We start from the raw sequence: 10,506 nt of genomic DNA on the forward strand, positions 1-10,506 counted from the left end.
CCGAACAGCACGGCCCCCACGCCCCGATGGGGACCGACACGCTCAGCGCCGAAGCCATCGCCGACCGGGCCGCCGAGGCCTACGACGGCACCGCCCTCGTCACGCCCGCCGTCCCCATCGGCATCTCCGAGGAACACCGCCAGTTCACCGGGACGCTGTGGGTCGAACCCGACACCTTCCGGGACTACGTCCGCGAGACGGTCGCCAGCCTCGCCGGCCACGGCGTCTCCCGCGTCGTCGTCGTCAACGGCCACGGCGGCAACAGCGACGCTCTCCGGGAGGTCTGCGGGACGATCAGCCGCCGCGAGGCGGCCTACGCCGTCCCGTTCACGTGGTTCGACGCCGTCGACTTCGCGGCCCACGGCGTCGAGTTGGGCCACGGCGGGCCGGCAGAGACGGCCGTCGTCCGGGCGCTAGCGCCCGAGTTGATCGACGAGGAGGAACTCGACGCGGCCGCCGAGGGCGCCGGGGAGGCATTCGGCGAGTTCGAACACGGGACGAACCTCGCGTTCGACTTCGCGTCGTTCAGCGAGGCCGGCAACGTCGGCGACCCGCGGGCGGGCGACGCGGAACTGGGCGAGGCACTGCTGGAGGCGGCGACGGCAGCGCTGGTCGAGATAGTAGAGCGCGTCGCGGCGCGGGACACCGCACCGCCGCCCCACCGCTGATCAGTCGTCGTCCTCGTCCTCGGCCGCGTCCTCCAGCGCGCCCCGGAGCGACGGGAGCGTGCTGGCGAGGTCGCCCACCGACTCGTGGGCGGCCTCGATGTCGGCGATCGTGCCTTCCATCTCCTCGATGGCGTCGGCGAGGTCCTCGGCGTCCTCGAAGGCGTCGGCCCGTTCGCCCATCGTGTACCACTTCTTCGCGTCCCGGAGGTGGTCCTCGGCGTCCCCGACGTCTAAGGCTCCCTTGAGACCGTTGAGCACGCCCAGTGTGTTGTCGGCGTCGACCTCCCAGATGTCGTCCGCGGCGGGGAGGGCCTCGTGCGCGGCGTCGAGACTGCTCTCGACGTCGGCCCGCATATCGTCCGCCGCCTCGTCGAACAGTTCGTCGTCGTCCAGAGTGGCCTGACTCATACCGTGTGATTCGCCAGCACGGTGTTTAAACCCACGCCCGAAAGTGAAAGTGAAACTCATCGTGTTTATTGTCGCTGTTTACCGGTGTGACCGCCCGAATGCGGGCGGTCGATATCGAAATGACCGACAATAAACACTCTCAGCTCTCGAAGTCGGGGCCGAGGTCCGCGCGGCGCTCGGCCAGCACGTCGAACCGGTCGTTCGTGTCGCCGAGGACGAGCAGCCCGTGATAGCGGTGGAACGCCCGCACGGGGACGAACACGGCCGCCGAGCAACACGCCACGACCGCCAGATAGAGGATCAACAGCGGGACGCCGATGGCAAGGGTGGCCGGTGAGAGGCCGCCGGCCGCGAACGCCCCCGCTAGCAGGACGACCCCCGCGAGGGCGAAGGGGATGGAGACAGCGGTGACGACGACGGTGACGACAGTGCCCGCGCCGGCGGCCGTCAGCACCCGCAGCACGAACGCCACGCCCAGATACGCGACGTACTGGACGATGTCCTCCCGGAGCGTCGGGTAGAACCGCCGCCACCCCTCGACGGTCCCGACGTCTTCGAGCAGCATAATCGGCGCGACGAACTCCGTGGTCGTCCCGTGGAGCAGCCCCACGACGGCGATAACGACGCCTGCGACGGTCACCGCGAGCAGTCCGCGGCCGAACAGCGACGCCCCGAGTTCGATACCGTCCCCGGCGGCGAGCGCCGATAGCTCCGGCCACAGGAGGAGGCCGACCGTCGCGGCCACCGAGAGGACGCCGATGGCTCCGAGGACGAACCGGAAGGCGAACAGCCGCCAGCCACGGCGCAAGGACCGGCCGAACGCCGCCCGGAGCGACAGTTCCTGCTCCCGGAGCGCCGACAGCCACACGAACTCCATCACGGCCCCGACGTAGCCCACGACGAGGCCGAGGACGACGACGAGGGCCACGGCGATGGCACCGACCAGCAGCGCCCCCTCGGGAATCCGCCCGGGCAGTGACACCGTCCCGCCGGGCACCTCCGACAGCGACGCCCCGAACGACGGGACGTTCGAGACGACCGAGAGACTGCTCCCGCCCCCGGATGCCGTTCCGACGAACGCCAGCACGACGGTCAGTTTCAGCCACAGCCACGCCGAGAACGGGAACAAAAGCGAGCGCATCAGCGAGACGGCGTCGTCGATGCGGTCGAGGACGTACAGGGACATACGTCTCCCTGCGCCCCCAGCGCACAAAAATCCCTGACGCGGTCTGTACCGCCCGCAGTCACTCGACGTCGACCAGCCGCATCAGCGGGTAGCCGTCCTCCATCGCCATCGTCGCGCGGGCCTCCCGGTCGCCGTCTTCCAGCACGATTTCGACGTCGATGAACTCCCCCGTCAGTTCCGTGTAGTCGGCCCCGCCCGCCTCGATTGCCGCCCGGAGGGCGTCGGTCTTGACGTCGACGGTCACCGACTCGCAGTACGGTTGGTTCTCGATGGCCTCCTCCATCGCCGTCGCCAGTGAGTCCGCACTCTCGGGGCTGACGGGCGTCCCCGCGAACTGGTGGTACAGCGATCCGAACTTCACGCCGGCCTCGAAGGCCAGTGCCTCGCTCTCTGTGGGCATACCCCGACCGTCGGCCCGGGGACCCAAACCGCCTTCGCCGGCGGCCAAACCGTATCTTACTTACTGGCCGGTCGCAGATGTACACCTGAATGGACGATCCCGTTCTCCTCACGGGTGCCGGCGGTCGCGTGGGCGAGGCCGTCCTCGACGGTCTCGAGGACCGCTACGAGTGGCGCTTGCTGTACCACAGCCCCCCGGACGACGAACCCGACCACGAGTATATGATCGGCGACGTCACCGACGACGCGTTGGTCCGGGCGGCCGTCGACGGCGTCGGCGCGGTCATCCACCTCGCCGGTGACCCCCGCCCCGAGGCGTCGTGGGATAGCGTCCTCGAGAACAACATCGACGGCACGCAGAAGATGTACGAGGCCGCCGTCGACAGCGGCGTCGACCGCTTTATCTACGCCTCCTCGAACCACGCCGTCGGCGCCTTCGAGACCGACCAGCGCACCCCCGAGATGTACCGCGAGGACGACGAGTTCCTGCTTGACGGCGAGGAACTGCCCCGCCCCGGCAACCTCTACGGCGTCTCCAAGGCCACCGGCGAGGTGCTTGGCCGCTACTACCACGACACCTACGGCATCTCCGTCTGTAACATCCGCATCGGCAACCTCACCAAGAACCACCCGCCCATCGACTACGAGCGCGGACAGGCGATGTGGCTCTCCTACCCCGACTGCGCGCACATCCACGAGTGCGCGCTGGAAGCCGACTACGACTTCGAAATCGTCTACGGTATCTCCGACAACGACCGGAAGTACTACTCCATCAAGCGCGCCCGGGAAGCGCTGGGTTACGATCCGCAGGACAACTCCGCGCACTTCGACGGCGAGGAGAAAGTCGTCGAGGAGTGACCGCCCGGAGCCAAAGCGCATATTTTCTCCCCGTCGGAGACGTTAATTATAGCCGAGTTCAGTTCCCGCTCGCCAGTCGCGGACGTGCTGGTGGTACTCACGGCGGTGTTCGGAGTGGTGTACTCGACGGTGTTTCTCGGGCAGTTCCTCCTCGGCGTCGCGGTGGTACTGCTGGTCGTGTTCGGCTATCTCCTCTGGCGACTCGTCGTCACGGGCGAGGCCGTCGTCGACGCGTTGCGGGCGGAGCCGTGAGGCGACGCCCCCTCAGAACCCTTCGGACACTTCGATCTCGTACTCCGCGATCCGGCTCGGATCGTCCCCGAGGAACATACAGTCGAACTCCCACTCGCGGCCGGCGGCGAGGTCGGTGACGTTGTCCAGTCCCTCACCGATCTGCGTGCCGTCGGCGTCGAGGAACGTCGCGTTCGCCTCGACGTAGGAGAGTTCCCCGTCGGTGTTGTTGACGGCCGTCCCGCGGACGCCCGAGGTAAACTCCTCTTGGTAGAACGAGTGGTCGAGAATCTCTATGTCGGGCTGTCCGGTGTCGCCGTTGCCGGCACCGTTGTTGTCGTCACCGGTGCTGTCGTCACCGCTGTCGTCCGGTTCCTCGTCTGCCTCGTCCGCGTCCCCATCGTCGGCGTCGCCGGTGTCGTCTTCCGAACACCCGGCGAGGCCGAGTCCGACCGCGGTGGCCGCCGTTCCGAGAAACGCCCGTCTGTACTGTTGCATACGTACCCATCCCACGACGTACGCGATAAAGCTACGCGCCCGATTATACGGGCTGATAACTCAGCGCCGGGCCGTCCCGTGGGCGCGCCGCACCGCGTCGGTCAACTGCGGCCGCTCGGCCGCGTAGTGGAGATGTGTCGCACAGTCACAATCGGAGGCCCCGAGTTCGCCGACGGGCGCGAGGCTGTCGTCCAGCGCCGACGCGACGCCACACTCGATGTCGGCGTTCGACCGGACGTCGTCGGCCAGTCGGCTCCCGGGGTGGCCGAGCAGGTAGTCGATATGCCAGTGGCGGGCGTCGTTGTCGCCGGCTGCGACGCGGCGGTGGCGGTCGATGCGGGCGAAGCCGCCGCTGCCCAGCGCCGACCCGGTGTAGGCGTACCACCCCGGGTCGAGGGCGTACTCGCCGGCCGCGCCGAAGGTGAGCGTCGCGGCCGCGGGCAGTTCGATCAGGAGGGTGTAGGTGCCGCCGGTCACGGTCCACTCTGAGCGGCCCACTCCCAAACCCCCACCGTTCTCAACCGCTGGGAACGACCGGTCGGGGTTTATCACGTCTCTGTTTAGGTTTACCTAAATGACGGGTGTACTGGGAGACGTCGACCCGGGGGCGTCGGTGTCGATAGAGCGCGTCCCCGACGACGACGTCCGCGCACGGCTGTTACGACTGGGACTGCTCGACGGGCCGGTCGAGTGTCGACACCGCCTCCGGAAGGGGCCGGTCGTCCTGCGGCGCAACGGCACGGAACTGGCACTGGGCGCCGACCTCGCGGACGCAATCGAGGTCACGCCGGCGGAGGAACGATGAGCTGTCACGAGACGCGTGCGCCCGACGTCGACGCCGAGGAGACGGTGGCGCTCGTCGGCTGTCCGAACGTCGGCAAAAGCGTCGTCTTCGGGGCACTGGCCGACCGGTACGTCGACGTCTCGAACTACCCGGGGACGACCGTCGACACCACCGAGGCGGCCTTCGACGGCCGGCGGCTGACCGACACGCCGGGCGTCCACGGCATCTCCAGTTTCGACGAGGAAGAGCGGGTCACCCGCGACATCGTCCTCGACGCCGACGCCGTCGTCAACGTCGTCGACGCGACCCAGATAGAGCGGGACCTGTTCGTCACCCTCCAGTTGCTTGATATGGGCGTCCCGACGGTCGTGGCGCTGAATATGATGGACGAGGCCGAGGCCGAGGGCGTCGCCGTCGACGCCGAGGCCCTCGAAGACCGCTTGGGCGTCCCGGTCGTCCCGACGGTGGCCGTCGACGGGACGGGCATCGACACCCTGCGCGAGCGCGTCGACGAGGCCTGCGCCCCGGATTCGACGCCCGTCAGTCGGTGGTTCGACGAGATACCCGACGACGTCGAGGCCACCCGCGCGGAGAAGACGCTGCTGGTCGAGGGCGACGAACCGACCGCCGAGCGAGTGCCCACGGGCGACATCGTCGCCGACGGCGGCGCGCCGCCGCTGGCCGATGTCGGGCGACGCGAGGACGTCTACGCCCACCGCCGCCGCCGCGTCGAGGGCATCGCCGACGACGTCTCCGCCCGCGAGGACCGCGAGTCCTCCCGGGCGGAGTGGCTCAGCGACCTGCTGTTGAACCCGCTGACTGGGACGCCGCTGGCGCTGGCGATGCTCGGCGGCATCTACTACGTGATCGGTGACCTCGTCGCCCAGCGCCTCGTCGACTTTCTGGAGGTCGTCGTCTTCGGGGAGTACTACAACCCCGCGGTCGAGTCCGCCGTCGGCGGTCTCTTCCCCGACGCCGGGTGGGCCGAGCCCTTGGAGTTCTTGTTGCTCAACGACAGTCTCGGCCTCCTGACGGTTACCGTCCAGTATATGCTCGGCGTCCTCCTCCCGCTCGTCGTGGCCTTCTACTTCGTCATCAGCCTGCTTGAGGACTCGGGCGTCCTCCCGCGGCTCGCGGTCCTCACCGACCGGGGGCTGGAACGCGTCGGGCTGAACGGCCGCGCCATCGTTCCGATGATCGTCGGCGTCGGCTGTGTGACGATGGCGGTCATCACGACGCGGATGGTCGGCTCCCGGCGCGAGCGGCTCATCTCGACGGCGCTTCTGGGCCTCGCTATCCCCTGTTCGGCACAGCTGGGGGTCATCATGGGTCTACTCGCCGGTCTCGGCATCGTCTGGTGGTTCGGCTATCTCGGCGTCCTGCTGGTCGTCCTCGGCGTCGCCGGCCTCCTCCTCGACCGGACGCTGCCCGGCGAGAGCACGCCGCTGGTGACGGAACTGCCGCGGATGCGCCTCCCGCGGGCCGGCAACCTCCTCCGGAAGACTCACAGCCGGACGAAGATGTTCCTCCGGGAGGCGATTCCGCTGTTCGGGGCGACGGCCGTCGTCGTCTCGGGCCTGCAGTACGTCGGCGGCCTCGCGGCCATCCAGCGGGCGCTGTCGCCGGTGACGGGGCTGCTCGGTCTCCCACAGGAGTTCGGGCGCGTCCTGATTCTGGGACTCATCCGCCGTGACTTCGCCGCGGCCGGGATGACCGACGTGGCGCTGGGTCCCGCCGAGGTGTTCGTCGGCCTCGTGGTCATCACCCTGTTCGTCCCCTGCATCCTCTCGATGACGGTGATCCTCAAGGAGCGAGACGCCCGCAGTGCGCTGGCGATGTGGCTCGGCTCCTGGACCGTCGCCTTCGGCGTCGGCGGCCTGCTGGCGGTGATACTATGAATTGCCCCGACTGTGGCTACGAGTTCGACCCCGCTCGGGGCCTGCAGTGTCCCCGCTGTGGGACCCGCCTCGACTGCGAGGGCGTCTCTTGTGGGGACTGTGGCGGCTGTTCGGGCCTGTTCTTCCGGAGTTGAAGCTTTCATTGTCGCTCGGCCCGAGGCTTGAGTATGGGACGGTTGAGTCCGACGCTGAACATCGTCGTCGTCACCGTCGCCGTCTACGCCCTCCAAGCCGTCTGGTTCTCCCCGGCCGAACTCGCGCTGGTCTGGCCGGTGGGCGAGCGGCCGTGGACACTGGTGACCAGCGTGTTCGCTCACAGTACCCTCCCACACCTCGTCTCGAACCTCCTCGCGCTCGCGGTCATCGGGCTGTTGCTGGAGCGCCAGACCTCTCCCGCCCGCTTTTACGCCTTCTTCCTTACGACGGGCGCGCTCTCGGGAATCGCGGAGGTCGCTGTCGCGGCCGCCCTCGGCGCGGCGTTCCCGGCCGTCGTCGGCGCCAGCGGCGCCATCTTCGCAATGTTGGGCTACCTGCTGTCCAGTAACCGACTGGCCGACCGGACGTTCCGCGGCGTCGCTATTCCCGCCCGCGCCCAGTTGGCGCTGTTTCTCGTGGTGGCCGCCGTCGTCACCGTGTTCACGCTCGGACAGGGGCGCAACGTCGCCATCGTCGCCCACTTCAGCGGGCTGTTGGTTGGCCTGCTGGCCGGCCGCAGTCACCTCCTGCGGACGAGTCGGGCCGAGCCCACACCGTACTGAGCGCCCCCGACGCTACAGTGGGCAGTCCTCGGGCACGACCGAGCGGTGGAGGCGGTCGCTGACCGTTTCGGTCAACGGCTGGAGGTTGTCGACGTCCTCGCGGTTGTACTCGACCAGTATCTCTAAGGCGGCCTCGTCACCGCGTTCGTACTCCCGCCACAGGCGGACCGCCTCCCGCCCGGAGATGTCGGGCCGGTCGCGGTCGATGCCCAACTCCCGCTCGACGGTTTTGAGCCCGCCCGTCAGGTCCAGCCGACGGCAGGGGTACATCAGGTCCAGATGCGGCTTGTCCGACAGCGAGACGTCGAAACAGTCCTCGAGGAAGGGGACGTCGAAGCGCTTGCCGTTGAACGTCACGAGCACGTCGGCGTCGGCGAACAGCGACGAGAGGGCGTCGGCAGTGAGGTCGCGCCCGCGGACGAGCGTCGTCGTCTCGCCGCCCTGCCGGGCGCTGACGGTCGTCACCACGCTACTGGACGACTCAAGCCCCGTCGTCTCGATGTCGAAAAAGCAGGCGCTCTCGCGGAAGGACTCGTACAGCCGCCACTGTTCGGCGCTGGGGAGCGACCGCGCGAAGTAGTCGGCGTCGCCGTCTTCGAGCCGTCGCCGCGCGTCCGCGATGAACGACTCGATGCGGTCGGCCGTCGTCGGCCCGACCACGCTGGGGTCGAACGCCTCCCAGTGGGTAATCCCCTCGCGCCACAGCCGTCGTTCGGTCGTCTCGCCCACGCCCTCGACCGGGATGAAACTGTTCTCGACGCGCACACCACCCACTGAGACCCGGGGCGATATGAACCTCGCGGCTGCCACCAGCATAGTGTTAAAATAAGAGTGAGAAGCGATAGAAAGCCCTCGGCCAGTTCCGGTCCCGCGACTCGCTGCGCGCTTCGACCGCAAGCGGCCTGCAGTGCTTACGTCGTCGGGGTTCCCGGAACTGCCCTCGCCCTTTCATTCCACCAGGGTCCGGTTGTTCGACCGGCAGAAACAGGCCCTCTGCTCGGTGCTTATCTGACCACTACCGCCACCAGAGCTATGCAGTCCACGCCGAAAGTAGGCGATATGACACCCTCCCCCACCCGCAGATTACTCGTCCTCGTCGTGGCCGCGGCGGTGCTCGCCAGCCCCGCGCTGGCCCCCGTCGCCGCCGCGCCGGACGGCTCGGCGACCGCCACCGCGGCCGTCAGCGTCGACCCCGGAACGACGAACACCACCGTCGGCGGGACGACGACCGTCGACGTCGTCGTCGACGCGCCCGATGGGGTCAGCGCCTACCAGTTCAACGCCTCGCTTCCCAACGGGTCCGTCGCCGACATCACTGACGTGACGCTCGGGGGCTCTCCCACCTTCCCGGAGACGTCCTACGGCCCGGACAACGACACCGTCACCGTCGGCGGCGGCGGGGCATCCTTCGACAGCACGACGCCTACCGTTGCCACGCTGGAACTCTCCGGCGACGTGGCCGGCGAGACCAGTATCGACCTCACCGATGTCACGGTGCAGAACGAGAGCGGGGACGACTACGACATCGGAACGGTCGACGGCGGGAGCCTTACCGTCGAGTCGCCCGATTCGACCGTGACCGTGACCGGCCTCGCGGACCTCGGCTCGGTCGAGCAGGGGTCGACGGCGTCCGTCTCGGCCACCGTCGAGAACACCGGCGACGCCGCCACCGACGCGACCGTCTCCTTCGCCGTCGACGGGAGTGAGACCGACGCCCGGACCGTCTCGCTGGCCGTCGACGAGAGCCGGACGCTCACCTTCGACGTCGACACCGCCTCGCTGTCGACCGGGAGCCACTCCTACACGCTCACGACGACTGACGACAGCGCGACCCGAAGCTTCGAGGTGACCGACCCGCCCGAGGCCGTCACCGTCGATCTCCGGCCGACGGACGCCTCCGTCGCGAGTGGCGGGTCGGCCACCTTCGACGTGGTCGCGACCGCCGCAAACGGGATCCAGGGCGCGTCGGTGTCGGTCGGCCTGACCGACGCCACGACGGCACAGATTACCGGCGCGTCGCCCAACGGCGACGCCGCGTTCCCCGACGCGTCCGTCGGCGCCGACAACGAGACGGCCGGCCTCGAGATCGGATACCTCAGCGACCAGGACGCGAGCGACGGTCTCACTGTCGGGACCGTGACCCTGACTGGCGAGGCCGCCGGCGAGACGACTCTCGACGTCACCGGTGCGACGCTGACCAACGAGTCCAGCGAGTACACTATCGACCAGTTCGGGAGCGCCCAACTGACCGTCACGGACGAGCAACCGCAGGCGACGGTCGGGATCGAACCGTCGAACGCCTCGGTCGCGGCCGGATCGAACGCCACCTACGAGGTGGTTTCCACCGCCGACGGCCCGGTCACCGACCTGTCGCTGTCCGTCTCGCTGACGAACAACACGACGGCGAGCGTCGCTGACATCGCGCCGGGCGAGGGCGCGACCACCGAGTCCACAGCTATCGGGGCCGACAACGGCTCCGCGTCGCTTGCCGCCTCCTACGCCGACGGCGCGGACGCTACCGAGGGACTCGTCCTCGCCACCGTCACCCTCTCCGGTGTCGCCGCGGGCGAGACGAATCTCACCGTCGCCGGCGCGACGCTGACCGACGGCACCGTCGAGTACGAGGTGGCGACCGGCGGCGAGGGCCGACTGGTCGTCACCGAACCCAGTCCCGTCGTCACCGGGGGCAACCCAGCGGCTGACCTCGACGACGACGGGCGATACGAGGACGTCGACGGGAACGGGGTCGCCGACCTCTTCGACGCGCTGACGTACTACAACGAGCGCGACAGCGACGCCATCCGGAACAACCCCTCGC

Annotated in this window: 14 protein-coding genes; 8 read left to right on the forward strand and 6 right to left on the reverse strand. The window is 68.8% G+C overall.

What is annotated here, in order from left to right:
• The coding region (locus GJ629_RS11135) for a creatininase family protein (protein WP_157513123.1) at positions 1-668 on the forward strand (668 nt) is incomplete at its 5' end.
• Here the strand turns inward: GJ629_RS11135 and GJ629_RS11140 are convergent.
• The 3 genes from GJ629_RS11140 to GJ629_RS11150 all read right to left on the reverse strand — a co-directional run bounded on the left by GJ629_RS11140 (position 669) and on the right by GJ629_RS11150 (position 2,662).
• Positions 669-1,076: a DUF5790 family protein gene (locus tag GJ629_RS11140; protein ID WP_157513125.1), complete on the reverse strand. Its 408-nt coding sequence runs from the start codon at positions 1,074-1,076 to the stop codon at positions 669-671.
• Positions 1,077-1,215: 139 nt separating this feature from the next.
• Positions 1,216-2,262, reverse strand: a complete 1,047-nt coding sequence (locus tag GJ629_RS11145; RefSeq protein WP_157513126.1) for a hypothetical protein — start codon at positions 2,260-2,262, stop codon at positions 1,216-1,218.
• Between the two features lie 58 nt (positions 2,263-2,320).
• Positions 2,321-2,662 carry a dihydroneopterin aldolase family protein gene (locus GJ629_RS11150; RefSeq protein WP_157513127.1) on the reverse strand — a complete coding sequence of 114 codons (342 nt, stop codon included), beginning with the start codon at positions 2,660-2,662 and terminating at the stop codon, positions 2,321-2,323.
• Between the two features lie 89 nt (positions 2,663-2,751).
• Between GJ629_RS11150 and azf the strand changes: the two genes are divergently transcribed.
• Together azf and GJ629_RS11160 are read left to right on the forward strand one after the other, a co-directional pair.
• Complete coding sequence (gene azf, locus GJ629_RS11155; RefSeq protein ID WP_157513129.1) at positions 2,752-3,519, forward strand: NAD-dependent glucose-6-phosphate dehydrogenase Azf; 768 nt, start codon at positions 2,752-2,754, stop codon at positions 3,517-3,519.
• A 90-nt stretch (positions 3,520-3,609) separates the two neighbouring features.
• Positions 3,610-3,771, forward strand: coding sequence for a hypothetical protein (locus GJ629_RS11160; RefSeq protein ID WP_157513131.1), 162 nt, complete (start codon positions 3,610-3,612; stop codon positions 3,769-3,771).
• Between the two features lie 12 nt (positions 3,772-3,783).
• Here the strand turns inward: GJ629_RS11160 and GJ629_RS11165 are convergent, their stop codons facing one another.
• Both GJ629_RS11165 and GJ629_RS11170 read right to left on the reverse strand, forming a co-directional pair.
• Positions 3,784-4,248: an FxLYD domain-containing protein gene (locus GJ629_RS11165; protein ID WP_157513132.1), complete on the reverse strand. Its 465-nt coding sequence runs from the start codon at positions 4,246-4,248 to the stop codon at positions 3,784-3,786.
• A gap of 60 nt (positions 4,249-4,308) precedes the next feature.
• Positions 4,309-4,746: a DUF123 domain-containing protein gene (locus GJ629_RS11170; RefSeq protein ID WP_370515876.1), complete on the reverse strand. Its 438-nt coding sequence runs from the start codon at positions 4,744-4,746 to the stop codon at positions 4,309-4,311.
• 76 nt (positions 4,747-4,822) lie between these two features.
• Between GJ629_RS11170 and GJ629_RS11175 the strand changes: the two genes are divergently transcribed.
• Genes GJ629_RS11175 through GJ629_RS11185 form a run of 4 tightly spaced genes read left to right on the forward strand, consistent with a single transcriptional unit; the run spans position 4,823 to position 7,688 of the window.
• A complete protein-coding gene (locus GJ629_RS11175; RefSeq protein WP_157513134.1) occupies positions 4,823-5,053 on the forward strand; it encodes a FeoA domain-containing protein in 231 nt (76 codons plus the stop codon).
• A complete protein-coding gene (gene feoB / locus GJ629_RS11180) occupies positions 5,050-6,930 on the forward strand; it encodes a ferrous iron transport protein B (protein ID WP_157513135.1) in 1,881 nt (626 codons plus the stop codon). The genes GJ629_RS11175 and feoB overlap by 4 nt, the downstream gene beginning before the upstream one ends.
• Complete coding sequence (locus GJ629_RS16270; RefSeq protein WP_197428562.1) at positions 6,927-7,064, forward strand: hypothetical protein; 138 nt, start codon at positions 6,927-6,929, stop codon at positions 7,062-7,064. Before feoB ends, GJ629_RS16270 begins: the two co-directional genes overlap by 4 nt.
• Positions 7,065-7,097: 33 nt before the next feature.
• Entirely contained in the window at positions 7,098-7,688 is a 591-nt protein-coding gene (locus GJ629_RS11185) for a rhomboid family intramembrane serine protease (RefSeq protein ID WP_157513136.1), read from the forward strand.
• A 12-nt stretch (positions 7,689-7,700) separates the two neighbouring features.
• On the opposite strand, the gene GJ629_RS11190 is transcribed toward GJ629_RS11185, so the two are convergent.
• Complete coding sequence (locus GJ629_RS11190) at positions 7,701-8,453, reverse strand: ribonuclease H-like domain-containing protein (protein ID WP_370515877.1); 753 nt, start codon at positions 8,451-8,453, stop codon at positions 7,701-7,703.
• 294 nt (positions 8,454-8,747) lie between these two features.
• Between GJ629_RS11190 and GJ629_RS11195 the strand changes: the two genes are divergently transcribed.
• The coding region (locus GJ629_RS11195; protein ID WP_197428563.1) for a CARDB domain-containing protein at positions 8,748-10,506 on the forward strand (1,759 nt) is incomplete at its 3' end.

The sequence above is a fragment of the Halapricum sp. CBA1109 genome (assembly GCF_009741825.1).
Classification (GTDB): domain Archaea; phylum Halobacteriota; class Halobacteria; order Halobacteriales; family Haloarculaceae; genus Halapricum.

Coding starts and splice junctions, on each gene's coding strand:
- GJ629_RS11140 (WP_157513125.1), bottom strand. CDS start 1,076: ATGAGTCAGGCCACTCTGGACGACGACGAACTGTTCGACGAGGCGGCG.
- feoB (WP_157513135.1), top strand. CDS start 5,050: ATGAGCTGTCACGAGACGCGTGCGCCCGACGTCGACGCCGAGGAGACG.
- GJ629_RS11185 (WP_157513136.1), top strand. CDS start 7,098: ATGGGACGGTTGAGTCCGACGCTGAACATCGTCGTCGTCACCGTCGCC.
- azf (WP_157513129.1), top strand. CDS start 2,752: ATGGACGATCCCGTTCTCCTCACGGGTGCCGGCGGTCGCGTGGGCGAG.
- GJ629_RS11145 (WP_157513126.1), bottom strand. CDS start 2,262: ATGTCCCTGTACGTCCTCGACCGCATCGACGACGCCGTCTCGCTGATG.
- GJ629_RS11165 (WP_157513132.1), bottom strand. CDS start 4,248: ATGCAACAGTACAGACGGGCGTTTCTCGGAACGGCGGCCACCGCGGTC.
- GJ629_RS16270 (WP_197428562.1), top strand. CDS start 6,927: ATGAATTGCCCCGACTGTGGCTACGAGTTCGACCCCGCTCGGGGCCTG.
- GJ629_RS11150 (WP_157513127.1), bottom strand. CDS start 2,662: ATGCCCACAGAGAGCGAGGCACTGGCCTTCGAGGCCGGCGTGAAGTTC.
- GJ629_RS11175 (WP_157513134.1), top strand. CDS start 4,823: ATGACGGGTGTACTGGGAGACGTCGACCCGGGGGCGTCGGTGTCGATA.